This is a genomic window from Propionispira arboris (genome assembly GCF_900109225.1).
Taxonomy (GTDB): domain Bacteria; phylum Bacillota; class Negativicutes; order Selenomonadales; family Selenomonadaceae; genus Propionispira; species Propionispira arboris.
The window spans coordinates 123,284-146,210 of the sequence record NZ_FNZK01000011.1; the positions used below are offsets into that span (position 1 = coordinate 123,284).

General features: G+C 30.9%; 16 protein-coding genes. 13 read left to right on the plus strand and 3 right to left on the minus strand.

Annotated features, from left to right (window positions below):
- Nucleotides 1-33: 33 nt before the first annotated feature.
- The gene (locus BMY14_RS11890; RefSeq protein ID WP_091832016.1) at nucleotides 34-4,923 is read left to right on the plus strand and encodes an ATP-binding protein; all 4,890 of its coding nucleotides are present in this window, start codon (nucleotides 34-36) and stop codon (nucleotides 4,921-4,923) included.
- 116 nt (nucleotides 4,924-5,039) lie between these two features.
- Nucleotides 5,040-6,158: an SIR2 family protein gene (locus tag BMY14_RS11895; RefSeq protein WP_091832019.1), complete on the plus strand. Its 1,119-nt coding sequence runs from the start codon at nucleotides 5,040-5,042 to the stop codon at nucleotides 6,156-6,158.
- 382 nt (nucleotides 6,159-6,540) lie between these two features.
- On the opposite strand, the gene BMY14_RS20365 is transcribed toward BMY14_RS11895, so the two are convergent.
- Both BMY14_RS20365 and BMY14_RS20580 read right to left on the minus strand, forming a co-directional pair.
- Nucleotides 6,541-6,720 carry a hypothetical protein gene (locus tag BMY14_RS20365; RefSeq protein ID WP_143063169.1) on the minus strand — a complete coding sequence of 60 codons (180 nt, stop codon included), beginning with the start codon at nucleotides 6,718-6,720 and terminating at the stop codon, nucleotides 6,541-6,543.
- A 136-nt stretch (nucleotides 6,721-6,856) separates the two neighbouring features.
- Nucleotides 6,857-7,606, minus strand: coding sequence for a helix-turn-helix domain-containing protein (locus tag BMY14_RS20580; RefSeq protein WP_177177579.1), 750 nt, complete (start codon nucleotides 7,604-7,606; stop codon nucleotides 6,857-6,859).
- A 97-nt stretch (nucleotides 7,607-7,703) separates the two neighbouring features.
- Between BMY14_RS20580 and BMY14_RS11905 the strand changes: the two genes are divergently transcribed.
- From BMY14_RS11905 to BMY14_RS11955, 11 genes are all read left to right on the plus strand, one after another.
- Nucleotides 7,704-8,108 (plus strand): helix-turn-helix domain-containing protein, encoded by a 405-nt coding sequence (locus BMY14_RS11905; RefSeq protein ID WP_091832022.1) that lies wholly within the window; start codon nucleotides 7,704-7,706, stop codon nucleotides 8,106-8,108.
- An 81-nt stretch (nucleotides 8,109-8,189) separates the two neighbouring features.
- On the plus strand, nucleotides 8,190-9,374 hold the full coding sequence (locus BMY14_RS11910; protein WP_091832025.1) for a tyrosine-type recombinase/integrase: 1,185 nt from the start codon (nucleotides 8,190-8,192) through the stop codon (nucleotides 9,372-9,374).
- Nucleotides 9,375-9,434: 60 nt separating this feature from the next.
- Nucleotides 9,435-9,746: a helix-turn-helix domain-containing protein gene (locus tag BMY14_RS11915; RefSeq protein WP_091832028.1), complete on the plus strand. Its 312-nt coding sequence runs from the start codon at nucleotides 9,435-9,437 to the stop codon at nucleotides 9,744-9,746.
- A 283-nt stretch (nucleotides 9,747-10,029) separates the two neighbouring features.
- On the plus strand, nucleotides 10,030-10,302 hold the full coding sequence (locus tag BMY14_RS11920; protein ID WP_091832030.1) for a hypothetical protein: 273 nt from the start codon (nucleotides 10,030-10,032) through the stop codon (nucleotides 10,300-10,302).
- Between the two features lies 1 nt (nucleotide 10,303).
- Nucleotides 10,304-10,594 carry a hypothetical protein gene (locus BMY14_RS11925; RefSeq protein ID WP_091832033.1) on the plus strand — a complete coding sequence of 97 codons (291 nt, stop codon included), beginning with the start codon at nucleotides 10,304-10,306 and terminating at the stop codon, nucleotides 10,592-10,594.
- 16 nt (nucleotides 10,595-10,610) lie between these two features.
- Nucleotides 10,611-12,476, plus strand: coding sequence for a type IV secretory system conjugative DNA transfer family protein (locus BMY14_RS11930; protein ID WP_091832036.1), 1,866 nt, complete (start codon nucleotides 10,611-10,613; stop codon nucleotides 12,474-12,476).
- A gap of 12 nt (nucleotides 12,477-12,488) precedes the next feature.
- Nucleotides 12,489-15,005: a MobF family relaxase gene (mobF, locus tag BMY14_RS11935; protein ID WP_091832039.1), complete on the plus strand. Its 2,517-nt coding sequence runs from the start codon at nucleotides 12,489-12,491 to the stop codon at nucleotides 15,003-15,005.
- A 65-nt stretch (nucleotides 15,006-15,070) separates the two neighbouring features.
- On the plus strand, nucleotides 15,071-18,607 hold the full coding sequence (locus tag BMY14_RS11940) for a hypothetical protein (protein WP_091832042.1): 3,537 nt from the start codon (nucleotides 15,071-15,073) through the stop codon (nucleotides 18,605-18,607).
- Between the two features lie 23 nt (nucleotides 18,608-18,630).
- Nucleotides 18,631-19,104, plus strand: coding sequence for a response regulator transcription factor (locus tag BMY14_RS11945; protein ID WP_091832045.1), 474 nt, complete (start codon nucleotides 18,631-18,633; stop codon nucleotides 19,102-19,104).
- Nucleotides 19,079-20,266, plus strand: coding sequence for a phosphorylase family protein (locus BMY14_RS11950; RefSeq protein WP_091832048.1), 1,188 nt, complete (start codon nucleotides 19,079-19,081; stop codon nucleotides 20,264-20,266). Before BMY14_RS11945 ends, BMY14_RS11950 begins: the two co-directional genes overlap by 26 nt.
- Before the next feature lie 642 nt (nucleotides 20,267-20,908).
- The gene (locus BMY14_RS11955) at nucleotides 20,909-22,261 is read left to right on the plus strand and encodes a reverse transcriptase/maturase family protein (RefSeq protein WP_091832051.1); all 1,353 of its coding nucleotides are present in this window, start codon (nucleotides 20,909-20,911) and stop codon (nucleotides 22,259-22,261) included.
- Nucleotides 22,262-22,667: 406 nt separating this feature from the next.
- On the opposite strand, the gene BMY14_RS11960 is transcribed toward BMY14_RS11955, so the two are convergent.
- The coding region (locus tag BMY14_RS11960; RefSeq protein WP_177177580.1) for an ATP-binding protein at nucleotides 22,668-22,927 on the minus strand (260 nt) is incomplete at its 5' end.

A 22,927-nucleotide genomic window follows, 5' to 3' on the forward strand; every position in this document is an offset into this window, starting at 1 on the left:
TAAGATTATTGTTCTTATAAGGAGATACTTAATATGGAAAATTTGACCAATTATTGCACGACCTTTCCTAAACAACCTAAAAAAGAAATACTTTTCGATGTTGCTTTGCAAATGATCTATGATGCATTCGATGGAGATAGAACGATGATTTTTATAAAGGGTAAACCTTTTACTGGGAAAACGACATTATTATCTCAGTTTGCAAGAAAATATTCGGATAAAACCTTTTCTTTTTTTATAGGGAAAGACTATTGTACATCAAGTCCTCAAGCCTTTTTAAGTGATATTTGTGATCAGATGATCCATTGCTCATATATCAATAGATCTGGAGTTTGGGATGAAAAAATTGGAACATTTGATCAAGACACCCTAAAAACATGTTTTTCTTCGTTATATAGAGATCTTAAAAGTGCGGTGAAAAAGGGTAAGGGACCTTTTTTCTTTGTTATAGATGGTATTCAAAATTTAGATCAGTTTGAGGGAGAGACACTACGACGCCTTTTACCGACGGGGGATGACCAAGGCATATATGTATTATTGAGTGGGGACGAAAACACTAAATATCATTATGAATGTGAATATTTACCAGTAGCAAAGTTTTCGAAAGACAATTTAAAAGATTATTTTGATGATATAGAGGATTTAACAGACAAAGATATAGATGAGATATATAATGCATCAGGTGGAGTGGCAGGATATATCGTTGAATATAAGCGCCAAAGTGAACAAAATAGAAATAAAGATTTAAAAGGTAATATTCCTGATAACTTAACTAAACTAATGGAACGTACATGGAATGCAAGCAGAGAAAAAAATATTGATTTTGACATGTTAGCAATCATAACGTTTTCTCCTGAAAAAATAAACAGGAATTTATTATTAGATATTACCGGAAAAAAAGAAGATCAGTTAGATGATATGATAAAGAAATCGCAGATGATAGAAGTTGATGAAACGAGTGGACTGTTAGATTTAACTATCTATAAAGAGTTCTTAATGATTAAATTAAAAGACTTTGAAGATGTTGCTAATACAGCCATGATAAAATATTATTTAAAAGAAGATAATCAAGAAGGAGCATTTACGCAATTACCTATTATTTATAAAAGGACTTCTAAGTATAATGATATAGTCAAATTATTAACAGTGGAAAATTTGGTTAAACAGCTTACTTCACCTGAAGGTGGATTGTCTTTGGTTAGACGAAATATAAAAATATTAATAAAAATGGCATCGGAAAGCAAAGATTGGTCAAGAGTCGCTCTTTTCAACTTATTAGATGCACTAATAACTAATATATTGATTGAAGATCCAATATTAGAAAATAAAATAGAAGCTTTATTATCTGTTGATGAATATGAAACAGCTTTAAATGAAGCGTTAAGATCATCGTTGCCAGAAGACCTTTTGAAGTTAATATCTCCAGTATGTAGTTATATGCAGAAGAAAGGTCTAACCCTACCACCAAGTGCAAAAAAAGCACTAAATGATGCAGTAGATAGAATGGATAATACTATACAACTTACACCATGGATTATTGATGGTTTATATAATATAGCTGCAGATTTATTTTCAATAGACAGTAATTTAGGGTTAAAATTGTTGAAAAAAATATCGAAATATGATGGGAATGAAATAGATAATGGTAATTTAGTTGATATGCTTTGCACTAAGCTGGCTGTAAATTATAATTTTGAAGGGGAAGAATTAGAAACATTAAAAACATTAAAAACAGAAATAAAAAATGATTCATTAAGAGAAGTAGCACTCAATGCACCTAGTTTAATTTTAAGAATGGATACAACGGGGTTGTTTGAACAATTAAAAAATATACAGGATGTTTCGGCAAAATTATTCCTTTTAAAAGCATGGTGCGAAGAACATAAAAATGAGGACAACATGTCGGATGTGTTTTTTTATGCTATTCAGATTCTATACGAAGATGCTGGAAAAACTATATCCATAATATATTTAAGACAATTTTCAATTTTTATATTGTATTTTAAAAATACAGAAGCAGTCCAAAAGGCGATTAAGCTAATAGATGATCTAAAAGAAACAGCCATTAAAAGTCCAAAAGAAGAATATGCCAGACTAGAGATTAGTTTATCTGAAGCAGAGAATAAATTTAATATACAAGGTAGTGTGGAACGTTTTTATTCAATATATTTTGAATGTATAGAGATTACAGAGCTTGATGTGAAGTGTAATATATTAGGACGATTACTAATAGGCTTTCATAGAGTTATTAATGGAGATAATGCTTTGTATGCTGAAATAAATAATGAATTAAAACAATCATATAAAAATTTATTAGATTTATCATCAGAACATTTTGATGCAGTTTATAGCTTAATTATTATGTTGGCTAGATATGATCATAAGTTAGCTGTAGAATTAGCCAAGAAAATTAATTTATGTGATTGTAGAAACAATATGTTTAAAGAAATTGCACGGGCGTATAGTTGTAAAACGGTTTCAGAAATAGATTTTAACTTTTTAATTGATCTCATATATATGATTACGTATATTCCTTTAAGAGATTGGTTATTTACAATGGTATTAAGAAACCTTGTTCTTAAAGATCAAAATCCAGATAATAAAATCATTTGGATTTTGTATGATAAGTTGAAAAATATTAATAATTTTAAGGCGATGGCAATTTGTTCAGCGTGTTTTATGAAATGGTTTAAAACAGATATAAGAAAGGTAGAAAATTTATATAGTCAAATGATAAATAGTCTAGAAAAAATATCGACGAAATGGGCCAGAATAAACATTGGATATAATATTGTAAATTTGTTATCCACTTATGATCAAGATATGGCGAAAAAAATGATACAGTATTTATCCTCAGATATATTTAAGGGTGAATATAGTGAAAAGCGAGTTTTGGATACATCTGTTAGAACAATAAAATTAAGTATAAAGATCCTAAAAGACTTAAGAAATCTTTCTGATTTTAATGATAAACTTAGCCTTTTAGAAAAAAATATTAATAAGATACCATCAGCAATAGACAAAATGTCATTATTATGTGCATTAGCACATCTTGTATTAGAATTAAATTTAAATGAAAAATTTAATTCTATAATGAAAGATTGCTATAAGATGATAGATGATTGTCAGGATAATGATACACTAAGTAAGTTGCTTTTTATATCAGCTCCATTATTGTTTATTTATGAAAGAAGTGCATTGTTCAAGAAAATTTCTGTGTTGAGTCAATATGATAAGGATAGAGTTTTAGTCAATGTAATACATTATCTTATAAATGGAATTCTTCCAGATGAAGACATCACGAGCAATCAGTTTACCAATAGGATAAATAGTATTATTGATGCTAGAAAATTTTTAGAGGTTTTGAATCATATCAAAACAGATAGTATGTTCTCTTATGGTGTTGAAATATTAGTTGATGCACTTGTTGAAAAAAAGGCAATGTTTAAATCAAAAGCATCTTTACCAGAAAAACATTCTCTTGAAATTGCTGAAACATTAAAATTACAGATTGACCAAAAATTACCGGATGAACAAAATATTAAACATAGGGGGTATCTTATTGTTTGTTATGGACAAATTACACGCCTAAGAGAAGCTGGCGCTGACCGTGCAGGTAAACGGTGGAAAGAAATTTCTTTTAATTGGGAAGAAATTGAATCAATGGTAAATAATATCGCAAATGTTTCAGACAAATCATTGATATATTGTTTGTTATCTAAAAATGCACTTTATTCCAATAAGGGGTGGTGTGAAAAATTTGTAAAGGCTGCAGAAAATTTATTAGATTATATTCCTAATCAAATTGACAGATCTAGAAGGTATTATGATGTTGCAAAAGCATATAATGATGTATCTAATAAAAATTCTGCGGAGTTTTTACTTAAAAAATCGTTTGAATTAACTCAATCAATCATTCATATCAAGCATAAGGATGAATTCTTGGGGAAAATCATTGAAGAAGCATATAATATTAGTCCTAATTTAGCTAATATTTTAGCAACAGAATTAGATGAATCAACTCATAATATTCACTTGGGGAATATTGTTAATTCAATGAAACTTTCAAACGATCCAACAAAAATTAATAAAGAGAAATATATAAGCGATCGAAGAATTTTGTCAAGATCATTAAGAAAAATTTATTCATCTTTTCAAGCAGGGCGTTTAATGCTATATAATCAAGATGTATTAGGTAAATGGGTTGAATCAGTTTTCGGATATGATTTAGAAACGGTAAATATATCTATTAATTGGTATGTAGAAAACTATTTAAAATCAAATACAAAAGCAACTGGGGAGTTAGAAATTTTATATACTGGTTTAATGAAATTAGTAAATACAATTTCAAAGTTTGAAACATTTTTAGGCGTTAAGCAGCCAGCGAAAGAGTTTCAGCAAGAATTTTATCGTTCTGTAGATATGGAAATATTTCATTATGATGAAAATGAAAAAAGCATGGATTTTTTAAAAAAATGGTTAATTGAAAATGTAATTACATATGCTAAAATATATGATCCATTTTTTGATGCAAATTATTTAGAATTGTTAAAAGTGTTAAAATGTGATATGAGAGTAACTATTCTTTTGGCCAGAAAAAGTAAGGACGTAGTAGATTATATGAATGACTTAAGTGCAAGCTGGAAATCAATTTGTGATCAGTCGCCGGAATCAACTCGCATATATATATATCACACATCATCAGGGAAGACACCTATGCACGATCGGTATATTGTAACAGATAAGATAGGTCTTCAGTTGGGGACATCTGTAAATGGTTTGGGTAAAAGAGAAACTACTATAAAACCTTTAAATAATGATGAAAAGAATAAAGTTGAAGCAGATTTAATTAATCCTATGATATTAAATCCGCCTAGAGAGTTTGGTAATGAGAAATTAGACTATGATTGTTTTCGTCTCTGATTAATTAATATAGTTAACGATGTGGGTAATAACAAAGACAAAATAATGTCTGTTATATACTAGGAGAGATAAAAGCAAGTTTTTTGCCATTTAGGGTATAAAGGAGCGATGCGTAAATGACGGAAATACGTGAAGGCAGTGGCGAGTGTATGAATTATGCTGAAAAGGCAAGAAACGGGGAAGTTGTTGACACACAAAATGCGTTAGAAATAGAATGGGCTAATGACTTAACGTCTAAAATTATACCTATAGAAAAAAAGGCAAGAACTCTATTTTCTCGAACCAAGAAAAATTTAAACAAAGGTAATATTGTACTTGTAATTGGAGCAGGTGTATCAATTTCATGTGGTCTTCCGGCATGGAATGAATTAGTAAAAGAAGTTTCTATTCATTTATTGAAGGGTCGAGGACTCTATAAGGATGAAGTGTTAGGTACTATATACGCGATGCGTTTTGCAAAAAATCTTGTGCAATTGACACAAGCTTTAACTGCAGTATTTAGTGAAGAAGAAATAGCTCAGGCTGTGATAAAAATACTTTCAGAAAAAAACAGAAAGATTTCCCGATTATTATATACAGTTTGCGATTTTATTGAATATTTAATAAATGTCAATGATAAGCTTGGAAAGCCGACATGTGTATTGACTTTTAATTATGATACAATAATTGAAGATGAATTAGCTAAACGCAATATTGTTATTAAAAGTTGTGATAGAAATTACGATGTAAAAACAGTGCATCCATGTCAACACATAATAATTCATGTACATGGTAGTATGCATTTGAAAGATAAGAGCAATATTGTGCTTTCAGAACACAGTTATGGAGAGGCATATTTATGTGGAAAATATGCAGATCCTCTATCAATTAGCATATCCAATGGAAAGGTTCCACTTTTTGTTGGATTTTCGTTTAATGACATATTTGTTAGACAAATACTCCAGAAGTGCTCTATGGAAAAAAATAGAGAAATAGCTGTAGGCTTACTTGCTAAATCAGATTTAATAGAAAATGCTGAAATAAAGATTTCAGATGAATATATGGAGGGCTATACGATAAATGATAAAGCAGGTTGGTCTAAAACAGGAAAATCTCCTATTCCAATACGACGAGAAGCTTTAGGCAAAATACGTGAACAATTTGCTAGAGTTGTGCTTAGTTCCGTAGGTGTTGAATGGTGGTCGACAAATAATTGGGATGAAATTCCCTTAGAATTAAAAAAACTTATTAACTAATATAAGCCTTGCATAAGAAATGTATTTATTATTAACAAGGATATACAACTGCTTATTATGAACTATTTTTGGAGAAATTGTGTTTTTGCATGGTATTCTCTTAAGCAATAGGTGTGGCTGTGATTTTATCAGCGTGTTGGATGAAGTATTTGAGCTTGTAGAAAAAAACCTTATTATATAAATCAAAGTTGCCGATGCAGTCACCTTTTTATGTTGCTATACGTGTCGATATGCTGTTTAATCCCTGTGATACAAGGGCGAAGTTATATAACTATACACACTAAAAATTTAGGATCTGGTGCCAGCGATGTGCAGGTTTAAGTCCTACACACCATTTTAATTATTATTTGCTATGGGCACAAAATGGGCACAATAACAAAGTTTAATAACGAAGAAAGCCAGTAAAATCAATAGAATAAGCTTTTATTGAAATGGTATAGAAAAAGTCGATGAAGCCAGTTAAATCAATGGAAGAAGGCGCTTTAAGGACAAAACTTCTAAGCCGTGGGTCCCGCGTTCGAATCGCGGCAGTCGCACCAATTGTAATCAAGGGTCTTAGCATTTTGCTAAGGCTTTTTTTGTTGTTGTAAACCAATTTGTAGACCAAATAAAGGGAATGGCTAAGTAATTTTAAATACTTAGCCATTCCCTTTATTTGGTAAAATGCTAGTTTTCTGATCTACGCGAGAACAAATTTTTTACAATAAATTCAAGTCATTTATTGTTAGCGGATATAAATATGTTCCTATTACTTTCGGAATAGGTGGAATATACCATGTTTCATTAGTAAGAGAATCAGTATAGCATGTTTCATAATTAATTAGTTTTTGTAAACTGTATTCAAGATATGGTTCGTTGGGACTTACAAATCGATCATAATCAACAAGATGATAGGGATTTTCGATATTATGAATGATTTTTTCTTTAAACAAGTCCCATAAGCCATAAACTTTTGGGTGAACGCTTTCAATATAAGAAATATTTTTAGAGGAATTTTCGTAATAAATTTTTTCTTCCTTTTCACGATATTTGGTTCTTTTTTTTATTGATTCATTAAACTGAAAAATAAGTTCTTTCCAATTTTTGAATGCATTCAAAAGATTAAATTTATCATTTAATAATGGAGGGGTTTTAGTGATACCTCCATTTGTAGCATAAGTTAATAAATCAATAAAAGGTTTTGGCATATTTTGAGTTAATATCTTGTGAGTTTTTTGAAAATAATAGTCGTGTTGAGGTTCATCTGAACGACCTAATAAATAGTCAGTAGAAACATAAAAAAAATCAGATATCAGCACTAATACATCATAACTAGGCTTGAAATCACCTTTTAAAGATTCAAAGCGTTGGTATTGCCGCAGCGTTATGTTTAGCTCTGAAGCAATGACGGGTTGAGTTATTTTGAATTGTGTTCGCAATATTTTTAATCGTTCGTTAAATAATGACAAAAAACCACCTCAAATACTTGACAACGACATTAAATGTCGTTATTATATTAATATAAACACGACATTTAATGTCGTTTAATAGAAAGGGGGAGAGAAAATGAAAATAATGCTTGGAAAAATTAGAGCTGAAAATAATTTAACGCAACAAGAAGTAGCTGATATGATAGGGATTTCGCTTAGAATGTATCAACGACTTGAATGTGCTGAATCAAATGGCTCTATAAAAATTAGAGAAAAAATATCGGATTTATTTAAGATAAGTTCAGATAAACTCTTTTTAAAGGTTAAAGATATTAGAAAGGATGAGTCTAGTATGATAACAACAAATAAAAAATTATACGATGTAGATGAATTTTGCACACAGGTTCTAAATAACAAAATTTCAAAGAGTACGATATATGCAAAAATAAAAACAGGTGAGATTAAAGCCATTAAAATCGGAAGAAAGCCGCTGATCCCGGCTTGGTTCGTCGAAGAGCTATTAACCTCACACAACATATAAATTATAGCATGGAAAAGATAAAAAGTCATTTTGCATAAACCGTGTATCAGAGAAAATCTAAAATGTAAATAAGGTGATAATTTGGGGAATAAAAGATTTCGCGGCGAAGGTACAGTTGCTTATAATGAACACAGAGAAAATTATATAGCACGATTTTCATACATCGATATAAGAACTGGTATAGTAAAGCGAAAAAGTTTTTCCGCTAAAAGTGCACAAGAAGCGTTACGACGAGGGAAAAAATGGAAACGCGATATTGAAACAGGTCTTTTGCCTGATGGCGAAAAAACGACGCTATGGGCGTGGCTGGATTTTTGGCTCATCAATTATGCAAAAAATAAAGTTAGAGAAAAAACATTTGATAAATATGAATCTTGCTTGCGTTGTTATGTTAAACCAAGACTTGGCAATGTTGCGATTCAGAAAATAACTGGCATTCAGGTTCAGCAAACATTTAATGAATTATTGGTAACAGGTGGTGAACGTGGAAAAGGTATTTCATCGAGTACAGTAAATGCTACAAGGAAATATCTTCGAGCAGCTTTTGATCAGGCACAAAAAGATGGTATTGTGAAAAACAACGCCATTGAAAATACGGTTGCTGTCAAAACTATTAAACGTGACATACAAATTTTAACGTTCGAACAGTCAAAAAATCTAATTGCACAGTCAAAGGACTTTAAAAAACAGTATGGAGACGTTCCGTATATAATTTTAGTGCTTTCATTAGAGACAGGCATGCGTTTAGGGGAATTGATAGCTTTAAAATGGGACTGTGTGAATTTAAATAGTGGCTTGATATATGTTAAACGGTCAGCAAATACAAGCAAGCCAAGCTTGTATTTTCAGGAACCGAAAACAAAAAAATCAATACGGCAAATTTCATTAATGGATTCAACCATTTCAGCACTTAAAAAGTATAAAGATTGGCAAAATTCTTACAAAGCTATATTGGGGGATAAATATAAGGATAATGGATTAGTGATTGTAAATCTTTTTGGCAATATATTGCATCCAAGTAATTTTACAAAACGAATTTTTAAACCATTGTTAAATAAAGTAGGTATTGACCGCAGTTTTCGCTTTCATGATTTACGGCACACGCATGCGAGTCAACTTTTAATGGCTGGAGTAAATCCTAAAATTGTACAGGAGAGATTAGGACATTCTACAATTGCCATGACGCTTAATACTTACTCCCATCTACTTCCTTCGATGCAGGAGGAAGCAGTTAAAGCACTTGAACAAAAGCTACGGGAAGTATAAAAAGTTACACACTCAATAGAGGAAATACCTTACAAAAAAAGTGATTGGAATTAGTATACTATGGGCGATGCGTTAATTCAATATAAAGGGACAATATACGAAAAAGGATATGGGCAGGTTGGTAAAACAGTAATGCAGGATCAAGCACTAAAGAAATCTGCGAAACTTGTTTATGCTTATCTTTGTACATTTGGTTCGGGAGCATTTCCGAGCAGAAGTAAAATCTGCGCTGATTTGAAAATTGGGAAAACTACATTAACGGATAGTATTAAAGATTTAATGCGAAACGGGTATCTTAGCGTAGAGCAGCAACGATCTGAACAGGGGCAGTTTAGCCATAATGTATATATTATTGAATTTGTTAAGAAATAAATATACCGTGTCCTTCTAAGCGGTCACCGCTTAGAAGGACACTAATATAACAAGTTTTTAATACTACAATAATAGAAAGTACTGCTCTATTACTCGATACTTAATCATACTGCGTATAATTAAGTATCACACCTGACACAATTTATAATTGTTTTAAATCTGCGCTATCACTGGATTTTTCTGTCTGCCAAATGTCAGACGTTGGCAGACGGAAAATGATAGGAGCCTTGTAAATTAAGAAAAAATATGTCTGCTAAATTAGCAGAGAAAGGATTGCTATATTATGACAGAAGAGGAAGCTATGCAACGCTTATGTAAGGATCTTAGGTCTGATCTTAGGCGTCAAACAGAAATCCGAATATCGATATTAAAACATATGACATCAGCATTACGAGAGATTAAAGGGCTAGAAGACATAGAGCTTATTTTGTGTGAGACAAAAATTGAAGAGGATAAAGTCATTATAAAATATGGCAATGAGTATGAAGTGCGCTTGAATATTGAAAATGACTCGCATATAAATATGATGGTTGATGTGTTAAACGAGGTGATTTAAAATGGAAAGATTTACTTTTAGGATGAGCTATGCAGAAAAAGAACGTTTGGAAAAAATGGCTGCATCGAATAATAAAAATCTTTCAGCATTCGTTCGTGAATTGCTTTTTGCCGATGGGAGTATACAAAATAAGATAGATTTTTATGCAAATATAAATCAAAAGATAGAAGCATTACAAAAGCAAGGCTTGATCACGAATCAAATAATTTATCAGTTATTGGTAAAAACAATAGGCACTACCGATGCAGAAAATATAATAGAACAAATTGAAAAATATGTGACGGAACAATAAAGGGAGTTGTTGATAAATGGCAAATTACGAAGCTGAAAATGAATTTGTATTTGATTTAAAAAAAATGGTGCAGCTAATAGGGCGAGGATTACAAATTGGTGTGATTTTGCAAATTTTCTTTTGTGGTTGTATGATGTACTTTACAAATTTTTATACGTTATCGGGAGAAACAATCAATTATAAAGTAACGATCAAGTATTTTATGGCATATGCCTATCCAGATAATCCGGAACCAAGCATGGAGGCATTAGACGTTGAACCACAGTTACGACAATATGCAAGTGCTTTTGATAATCGAATATCTGAGAAAACGATGCAACTGCCGGGAAATTGGTATCAGGAACTAGCAAACTTTACTTCTGGTGGCAAATATGAACATGTTGTTTTGTTGTTGAAATGTAGCTTTTTCTCGTACATATTGTCTTTGTTGTATATATGGTACTTTATAGATAAATCGAAAAGCCGTCCGATTGAAGAATACATGCGAGGTAGCAAAATTATCTCGCAAAAGAAATTTGATGGATATTGGCAAGCGCAATCAAAAGGCAGTGGAATAAGAATTGGTACAACAATTATCCCAGATGATATGGTAACGAAACATATATTGATTTTAGGCACAACTGGAACAGGAAAAGGTGTTTTAATTAATCAAATGATTGAGCAAATAAAAAAGAAGCAAGCAAATTCTGTGAGTGAGCTGCCTCCTAAAATATTGTTTTATGATATCAAGGGTGAATTCGTGCAAAAACATTACCAAGCAGGTGATGTGATTTTTAATCCTTTTGATAATCGTTGTGTTGGTTGGTCTGTTTTCCAGGAATTTACGACAGAACCTGAATTAGATGCTATAAGTAAAGCATTATTTTTAGCGCCATCCAAAACAAATGTTTTCTTCTATGATAGCGCATCAACCATTTTTCGAGCCGGATTACTTTATTTAGTTCGGAATAAGAAAACCACGAATGATGCATTGTGGAATTTTTTCAGTGCAGACAGAGATACCATTGTAAAAGCAATAAAAACATTGCCAGACGGAGAGCGAGATGCATTGAAATTCTTGTCCGCAGATGGCGGTGAGACGACTGCATCTGTTTTAGCTACCTTAATGCAGCAAATTGCTTTTTTTAAGAATTTACGCGGATTGGATGGGGACTTTAGCTTTCGGGCATGGGCAAGCAAGCCAACAAGGCAGAATGTGTTTTTATTGAATATTGCAGAGTATAGTAAAGCCTTTGCCCCGCTTATGACCATGATTATGGATTTAATGTGCAGGACAATGCTTAGTTTGCCGGATGATTTGCACCGTAGAGTGTATTTTATTCTTGATGAGATTGGCACTTTGGATAAAATGGATTCTTTAATTCCGTTAGAAACCGTAGGAAGAAGTAAAGGAGTGAGTCTTATTTGTGCGTCGCAGGATTTTGGACAAATTGCTGAAAAATATGGGAAAGATAACTTACAAACGTTTATTAACAATTTTAATACCAATTTCTATTTTCGATTGAATGACCCCAAAACAGCTAGAGATATTGCTGATGGTATAGGCAAACAACAAGTTAAGAGAAAAGCTGAAAATCATAGTATCAACGTAAAAGAAGATACTGCTAATAAAAGCAATAATGAACAAGAACACACAGAGTATCTAGTTATGCCGGAAGAATTGCAACAGTTACCCGTAGGCACGGCATATTGCCGTATTTCTGAATATGATATTACAAAGTTAAAAATACCTCAAAAATACATGGAGAATAAAAATCCGGCATTTATTCCAAGGAAATTTGCTTCTTTATTTGAAGACAAGCAGATAGAGCAAGATGTTGAAGAAAATAATCAGATCAATTTACCGGAAACAAGTGTGAAACTTCGCGAATTTAAAATTTAAGGAGACGGGAACATGTTATCTATCAGCAATGTAACTGCAAAAATGGCAAGCTCATATTATGAAAAAGATGGATATTATGCGCGGGATATGCAGGACGGTGATCGATGGCAAGGCAGGCTGTGCAAACAGCTTGCCTTGCCTATTCATTCTCTTGAGCCAGAGCAGTTCAATGAACTTGTTTTGCAAAATCCGAAACGAGCGGGTTTTGATCTTACTTTTTCCGCGCCAAAATCTGTAAGTGTCGCTATGGTCATGAACGAAGAGATGAAAAAAGATATGCTTACTTGCCATAATAAAGCAGTTGAAAAAATTCTGCATGAAATTGAGGCAAATGAAATTGCCGCGCGTATAACAAAAAATAGTATTACCGAAACAATTCAAACGGGAAATATGGCTTGCGGCAAATTTAATCATTACGTCAGTAGAAACAGTGATATGCAGCTACACACTCATGCGGTTATATTAAATAAGACCATGTATAACGAAAAAATCTATGCTGTTTCCAATGAATCCATATATCAAAATAAAATACTTTATGGTCAACTTTATAGAAATCAACTTGCTAAAAATTTGCAGAAAAAAGGATATTCCCTTGAAATAACTGATCATGAAAAAGGATTTTTTGAGATTAAAGGTGTTGAACAGGAAATGCTGGAGCGATTTTCTACTAGGCGGCAGGAAATTTTGCAGCAGCTTAAATCATGGAATGTAGGTGATGCGGTAAACGCTTCAAGAGCGGCACTGTTAAGTAGAAAAGCGAAAGAACATAGAAACTTAGGCGAATTGACTGAATCGTGGAGAGAAAGCATTTTGCAAGCTGGTGGTATTCAAGTTGAAAAAGTAAATGAGCCAATAAAAGTCGTCAAAGAAGATAAGCGGAATGCTTTTGATCAGGCGGTCAATCGACTATCTGAACATCAATATGCTTTTTCGAAACGAGAGCTTGAACGAGCTGTTTTAGCAGAAGGCTGTATTGCTGGAATGGAAAGAATCGATTTTGAAACACAATTGAATAAGAGCTATTTGATTTGCCTTGGCAAGCCTATATCAAACGGAGAGGATATCTACTATACTTCACCGGAAAATCAGGCAGCAGAACTGCAAATAACGCAAAATATAGTACAATCACAAGGGAAAATGAAGGCACTCTTAGCAGAAAAGGTAAAAAGTGACCTAATTCATATTTCACAAGAACAGGGTTTAACATTATCAAAAGAGCAAACAGAAGCAGTTTTGCATATCGCAACATCAAGAGATCGTTTTTCAGCCGTTCAGGGACTTGCTGGAACAGGAAAAACATATCTGCTCAATGCAACCCGTGAAGTTCTTGAGAAAAACGGTTATAACGTTATTGGCGCAAGCTTTACGGGAAAAGCTGCGGAAGGGTTACAATTCGAGGCAAAGATAAAAAGCACGACCATTCATTCTCTTTTAAATAAATTAGAAAAAGAAGCCGGAAACGCTATAAAAGATGAAGACTTTTCCCAGAAGAAAACTTGGGATTTTGAAGGACTTCTCTCGGGTAAAAAGCCGGAAATTTGGGTGATTGATGAAGCTGGCTTGACTGATAATAATATTATGGTACATTTGCAGACCGCGGCTAAAGCTAAAAATGCAAAAGTTGTCCTTGTTGGTGATTATCAGCAACTTGCACCAGTTGGAGCAGGAAACAGTTATTCAAATTTAGTGCAATCTGGTCAAATTAGTACATGCTATCTTTCTGATATCCGACGGCAAAAGAATGAAACACTATTACAGGCTGTAAAAGAATCTGTAACAGGTGATATTCATAAAAGTTTAGAACTTGTTGCAGATCATACTTTTGAAATACCGTCGACATCAAAGAGATTTAAGGCAATAACGAAAGAATATGTAGAATTATCGCCAGCAGAACAAAAAAATACGATTGTATTAACAGCAAAAAACAAGGATAGAATTGCTATTAATGATTCTATCCGGGCAGCACTTATAAAAAATGGAAGGTTGGGAGAGGGACTTGAATATAAGATTCAAACGGGAAAATCTGATGAATGTAAACGTAATTTTTCGATAGGTGATAAAATTATGTTTTTTAAGAATGATTACAAATTAGGCGTGATGAATGGACAGATGGGAAAAGTAATAAATACTAGTGAATGTCGACTTGTTGTAGAAACTAATAATATAGCAATCAAAATTAATACAATGGAATATAATCATTTTGATCATGGATATGCAATGACGACTCATAAGGCGCAAGGCGTGACAGTAGATCGAGCTATTATTAATATTGATTTTACACAAAAACAACTAAATAGTCGTAATAATTATTATGTAGATATAAGCAGGGCGAAGAAAAAAATTAGTATATATAATAATTCTAATGAGAAAATAGTAAAACAAATCAGTCAGTTTACTAAAAATCTAGTTGCAACTAATTTTAAAAAAGAGCAAACTATAGAGAAGGTAAGAGAGGTAAGTAAAATTTTAAATGAGACCATATTAATTTCAAATAAAGCCCCCAACGGTATTACATTACATGTTAAGTGATATAAAAAATTGGATGATTTTTACATGGGAATCAATCTTATTAAAATCGAGAGGGATAAAAATATATGAATAGATGTACAAGGAGAAAAGCATTAAAAAATCTTGAACATAATCTTTCTAAATATACATGGGAAAAACAAAAATATGCAATGTTTTCTATTTTGCTTAGGGATAATAAAGAAAAAATGGAAGAAAGTGTACTGTTTTTTAATAAGAATAAAATAATTAAAAACAATATTAATAGATTTTTCTTTTCACAAAATATTAAAGATTTACTTACTTATGAGTTGCAATTCAATGAACTAAGTGAATATGAAAATATTGAAAAACTTTGTGTAACATTATTATGTGGATTTACTGAGAGATTAGAAAAATACATTAAATTAAAGAAATTGTATGAACGTGAGGTTTTTTCAGAAAAATATTCTGATGCTTATACGATATTAGTAGAAATTGAGAAAAACTGTGGAATATCTATATGGAGTTGTGGACAAAAATTGTTACTAGCAGAATCTATAGGAGGATTAGAAGAAAATAAAAAAGAATTAGAATCTTTTTTTTCGGGTATTCAACCTAATGAATTTGCGAGGATATTATTAATATTTTCAAGTTATAGAGCAGAACGCAATATGAGTTTTATAAATTATCAAGAGCATATAAAAAACTTTGTAAAAGTATTAAATGAAAGTAGCACACAGGTTTCAATAAAAAACTATTTTTTATTTAAGATAGGTTTAGATAGAATAGATTTAAGTTTAAAAGATATGTGTTTTATTTTACAGTTAGATGCCCAAATGTCTATTGTAGATCTGTATAATAGTTATGTAGAATTATTACAATGTATGTGCGTCAATGAAAAGGTTTCTGAAATCGGAAAATCATTTGTTTTGGGGATGGCGAAGTTACAAGATACACATATATCCAATATGAATATTAGATTAAATTTTTCTGCAAATCAATTAGAGGATTTTGTTGCAACTAAATTATGTCTTATTATAGAAGAATATACATTGTGTCACTATAATAAGGTTATTGATTTAATAAATGAGGACGTTAAATCTAACGGAATATATGATTTTCAAATTTTAATATTATTAATAAAATCATGTATTAACAGTAAGAATGAAATTCCATGTAATATAAAAATATTACATGATATATACAATGTTTACTCAATAAATGAATCGTATGAGTTTTCATTGAAGAACTTGAATCTTTATTTAAAAATATATAAAGATACATCATGGAAATATAAATTATTAGGATTCATAGATAGGAAAACTAATTTTGTGACTGATGTGAAAAAGCAAAAACTGTCTTTAATAAGTGACATAAATTTGACCCCAAATTTTATTTTTATTTTGAACTCAGATGAAGAAAGAAAAGAATACTTGAAAATCTTTTTGCTTCATTGCAAGAAAACAGTAGATTTATATAAAAAAATAAATGGATTTAAAGAATGGGAAAACGAATTTTGTTCGGAATTTAGAAATGAAATTTATAAGTCAAGATACTATATAAAAAATAATGAATCTGAAATAGCAATAAGTTTTTTAGAAAAATTAATTGAGAAAAAGTTGTATACTAGTGATTATGAAATGGAGAAAATAATTAAATATTTATATTTAGCATATGTGTCAAGTAACAAGTTGGAAAGTGCGGGTGAGTTGATCGTTAACTCTTATTTTTATAATAAAAATATCATAAAAAGATGCAATTTATCTTTAATGATAGACAAAAAAAACATGGGGGGAAATGTAAATTTAGATGGAAATATATCTTATCCTATTTATGTGTATCTGTATCAAAAAATGGATTTGAAGCTACAAAGAATAGTACTTTCTAATTATTTGGACTTTTACAACATAGATAATGTGGAGGATATAATAAAAAAAGAAAATACAACAAATGTAAATAAATTAATTTTCTTTTTAAATAATATATGCACTGAATATGCAATAAAGCGGGAGGTTAGATTAGCTACAAATAGTAAAGAGGCTATGGAGTGTCGAATAAAAATTTTAAGAATACTATGCGAAATTGATAAACAAAATAAAAAAATGTATCTTGGCGAGATTAATGATATTACTACAAGACGGGAAGTTAATGAAAGAACGAAGCAAATTAGTAATAGAAAAATATTTGCGGATGTTAAAAAAATTAAATTAGCCAATGAAGATGTTTTGAAAGAAAATTTTAATAAATATATTGCGATGAAATCTTTTCAAAATGATATAAGTGAAATGGATATAGAAGGGAAAACATCTGTACAATTACTTAATAATATTGTATCGAATATAAATAAAAGTATGGGTGAAAAACCACAGTATGCTCAAAAAGTCATTGTTTTAAGAGGTATTCTAAGTAAAATATTAGAAGAATTTTTAAGAAATGAAAAATATGGGATGAATACATATTTGAGTTCTCGTATAAGACATGGCTATTGTGATACACAATTAACTAAAATGTTTAGACAAAAAAATTTGTTATTAGTTTCTTCTACAGGAGAAAATAAAAAATATAATGTTAGTCAATACTGGGATTCTAAAATTAATGAGACACAAGAAAAAGATTATCGTATTTTAAAAAAATCTTTATCCGAGTTTACTTTAAAAATAGAGAGGAAAGTATCTGAGATAAAAACAGAATGGATACAAATAAAACTGTATCCAAATGAATCAGGAATGTTTGATTATTCAAATATTCTTAATGAGTTGACAATTTATGTAAATGATTTTGAAAAAGAAGGTGGAAAAACTTTTGATATGTTGTTTGACTCTGTAATAAATTATATTTGGAGTCACACTGATAGTATATTAGAAAAAATACGGTGTAGATTAAATGATGAAGTTCTAAAATATTATATGGATATTTTAAAACAACTTGAATTAAATATAAAAAAAATGCAGGACAGTACAATCAAAAAAATAGTAGAAGAAATTACTAATAACATAACCTTGGTAAAACCAAAGGTGGAAGGGGCAATTCAAGAGTTTTCAAATGTTTTTTATAAAGATGATGTAGAGTATCAAGATTTTACAATGAGCGAATTAATGATGATATCTACAAAAATTTTAAGGAATTTGTATAGTAATACAGAAAATATAAATTTTAAAAATAATATTGAATGTAAAATGAAGTTTTCGGGGGTATATTTCGCTTATTTTATTGATATAATGATGATACTATTTAATAATGTAATGGAACATAACGGGTTTGATGATTTGAATAATTTAAAAATAGAAGTCAGCATGTCTGATGAAATTACAGAAGATGATAAGAAAGAATTACATGAGGTAGCTCCTAATAATACAGAGTTTAATGAAAAATATTTAGTAATAAAAATGAAAAATAATTTTTCAAAAGAAATAGATAGTAATAATCTTGAAAAAAAAGTAAGAGAAGTATTGGAAGAAAAGGCTGGTAGTGAAAATAATATAAGTCAATACACACAAATTGAGGGGGGGACTGGTTTAAGAAAAATAAAGAAGACATTAAGTTATGATTTAGGAATACAATATGCGATACGTTGTTTCATAGATAATAGAGAATTTGAAATAAAAATATACTTATGTATTGAGAATTTGATACATAAAATATAAAAATAAAGGAGTAGATGATAGTCTTGAAGATATTATATATAGAAGATGAATTAGATAAAGCTAATCAGGTCAAAATGGCTATCACAAATTATTTAAACGATGTAGATGTATGCATAAAAATGTCTTATACGACAGGAATTATTGCGATTAAAAAAAATTGTTATGATGTAATTTTGATCGATATGAGTTTACCATTATATGATGTTAAATATGATAGTGATGAAGATAATGATTTTGAAACTTTTGCTGGTATTGATATAATGAAAGAAATGGATCGAATTGGGAACAAAACGGCAGTTATTGTTATTACAGCATTTGATGTTTTGGGGAAAAATGATAAGCAGGTTAACATTAAGCAACTTGATAAAGATATAAAGAATGAATTTGGGAATCAGTATTTAGGAATAGTTCAATACGACTCATCTTCATTAGAATGGCATCAAATTTTAATTAACTATATAAAGAAGGTGCATGATGAGAATATTACTAGTAGATGATGAAACACAAAAACTAAAAGAGATAGGGAAACTTTTGCAATCAATTGAAGGTATTTCTAAAGAGGATATTGTATATGCAATTGATGTAAGTTATGCAAAAAAAAGTCTAATTAAAGAAACTTTTGATTTAATGATTTTGGACTTGAATATGCCAGATGCTGTAGGAGAAGAGCCTAAAGATAATGCTGGCTGTGACTTTATTAATGAAATAATAGGTGTGCATAGATATAAGAAACCAAGAGAAATAGTAATTTTGACGGCATATGAAGACTTAAAAAAACAAGTGCCTTTTAATAAAGCATTTTTAATGCTAAAATATGATGAATCTTCTTTAGAATGGAAAGAAGTATTAAATGATAAAGTAAAATATATATTGGCTTTTGAAGAAAAGAATAAGACATATATGTGTGAGTGTGTAATAATTACGGCTGTGGACATTGAATTCCAAGCAGTTAAGAAGATTTCTTCTCAATGGCAAGTATTATATGTTGATGATGATACTAGTACATACTATAAAACCAAATTGAATGATAAAATTGATGTGGTTTTAGTACAACAAACTGAAATGGGAATAGCAGCAGCAGCTACGTTAGCCTCAAAAGTACTTTATAAGTTTAACCCTAAATATGTTATAATGGCGGGAATCGCAGCAGGTATTGATCAATCAAATAATTTTGGGGATATAATAATTCCAGATGTTGTTTGGAATTATAGTGGTGGGAAGTATATTGAGAACGATGGAAAGGTCACTTTTTCACCGGATCCTAAATACATTGCGCTGGATACTGGAGTAAAAGAAAAACTGAGAAATGATTATACTGATATTTTGTGTAAAATCAAAAAGCAGTGGAACAGCCCACCTAAATGGGATTTAAACATTGTACAAGGTCCATTAGCTTGTGGAGCAGCAGTAATAGCTAGTAAAGATATTGTAAATGAGCAAATTTTAAAGCATTCAAGAAAAACTTGTGGATTAGATATGGAATCTTATGGAGTGTTTTTTGCGGTGCAATCTACAGTTAAAAAAACAACAATTCCTATTTGCATAAAATCTATAAGTGATTATGCTGATTCGCAAAAAAACAATGACTATCAATCTTATGCAGCATATACTAGTGCAGAATTCACGAAGTATGTTATCCTTAATGTTTTAGAATTTTAATTTCATAGCTTGTAGTTAGATATATGCAAAAAAATATAATTTGTTGATTAAGTCATGTTATATATGAAATGTGAAAAATCATAATATTTTTTTAAGGATAAAGCTAATTTTAAACAAAAAAAGCCTCGAAAAACCTTGGAAGTATTGATAACACTGGAGTTGATGATGGGATTGAACCTACAATCTAATCATTGTGACTGATAAAATAAATCCAAATTTATATAAGCGAATTGTAAGTAAACCCATTTAAGGGACAATATATATTAAAACTTGTAAGTTAATATTTAAAATGGTAAAATGAAAATGTCCTATGGAATTAGACATAGGAGCAGGAGATTGTTGTCAAGTGTTCGATGACAAGTTCTTGAAGAAATTCTTGCAAGAAAGTCGTCAAGAACTTTCGAGTCTGCGGATATACTAACAACAATATCATGATTGCTATTAAAGTGATTCTGATGCTGTCGATTTGACATTCCTCCCAGGTTATTATAACATAGCCTATAATTAGAGCGATTTTTCGGGTAGCTGGTATCCAGCTTAATCTTTACTAAAAACTGAATGCCATGTTTTTTTGTATACCTGCCAGCTGAGGAATGCTACCCTCCATGCTGGTGGGTATTGCGCATTTATGGAGGCTTTGCGATGAATAAAGAAATGAAACAGCAATTAAAAAGTATTCCGTTAAAACATTATGCTCATTTTGACGGTAGAATATCTATGAAAACGGCTTGGGACTATGTAACGAATCCTCAAAAAATTATTCAGCACCATTTTTATCCTTTTATTTGTTATGATAAGGACTATACCAAATACAATAAAAATAAAGGTGTAAAATCAAAGAAACGTAAATTATGTTATTCTGCGCATATTGACAGATGTATTTATCAATATTACGCATGTTTATTAAATGAAATATACAATCAGCGGACTAGTGACGATGGTATCGTAGAAGTGGCTGTTGCTTATAGAAATAACTTAAAAAAAAATAATATACATTTTGCCAAGCAAGCAATAGATTTTATCAGGAATCAAAAGTCATGTTATATCTTTGTTGGCGATTTTACGAATTTTTTTGATTCGTTAAATCATAAATATTTAAAAAAACAGATTTGCAGTTTACTCACATGTGAAGAGTTACCTGATGATTATTATGCTGTATTTAAAAATATTACTCAATATTCTGAATGGAATTTAAGCGATTTGCTTTTACTAAACAAAATGGAAAATACAATCAAGGGCAGACGGTCATTAAATCAAAAAGAAACAATTCTTACTCTCCGTCAATTTAAAGACAATAAACATCAATTTTTAAGCCCTGGTAAAAAAAGAAGCAAGGGTATTCCACAAGGGTCGGCTATTAGTGCTGTATTAGCAAATGTGTATATGTTGGAGTTTGATAAACAAGTCAATGATTATGTAAAATCACAATCAGGTCTATACATGCGTTATAGTGATGATTTTATTATTGTACTGCCAATGGGGAATGATAAAGTATTTCAAAAACAGTATGACTTTATTTGTCAATTTATAAATGCAATTCCTGATTTGCAGTTAGAATCAAAGAAAACGCAAATTTTTGAGTATACGACAAATGTTTTGCATAACTGTAATGATAAATTTATAATAAACGGCGAAAAGGGAAAAGATTTTTTGGATTATTTGGGCTTTACTTTTGATGGAAAAACTGTAACTGTAAGAGACAAAACGCTTTCAAAATATTATTATCGTATGTACCGAAAGCTTGAAACAATAATTCAGAATCGTGGTGTGTCCTCCAATGGAAATAAAATCAGTTGCAAAAGATTGTATTTGGGATATTCAGAACGTGGCGCGAAGATTGATAAGTCTACTCAAGAAATGGATAATAAACACAGCGGCAATTTTTTAACATATATTAATAGAGCTAAAAAGGTTTTTAGTGGAAATGAAAATATTGAGCGTGGTACCAAAAGACATATGCAAAAAATTCGTAAAAAACTAAAAGCTTTAAAATAGATGACAGTGGTCGATAGTTTAAGCGTCTAAGATGTAAGAGTTAAAAGTCGTAGCCCTATTCTTAATGTTTTTACCTAAACCCAAGGGTTGATTTTTAATTTATTCCTAGTAAAGGAAAAGATCATTTAACTACCAGTGGAAACATCAATACAGACAGCTAATTGCATTTGTGTGTTGACCAATTTGTCTACCAATACACGATCATATGAGGTGAATAGAAGGCTATTATATAGAAGAATGTTACTGAATTTTACGCAGCTTCCATATATATAAGCCTGTTATTACCAATGAAATTATAGCCGAAAAACTTCTAAGCCGTGGGTCCCGCGTTCGAATCGCTGTATTTTGCAAGTGAAAATTCCTCACTTTTGCAAAAGTTTTTCCTCACCTATATGGGTGGGGAATTTTATCCATCTTGCCGCATAAGCGAATCGCGCATGCGGTTGCTAGGGCCATCGTAAAGCAAGAGATAACTATGGTGTACCAGCCGATCAATTATGGCTGCGGTCATTTGTTCATCATAAAAAATACTCACCCAGCGGCTGAACTCAAGATTGGTTGTCAAAACAACGTTCCTGCGCTCATAGCTGTCGGAAATAACTTGAAACAGCAATTGTGCAGCTTCTCTGTCCAATGGCACATAACCCCATTCATCACAGATTAACA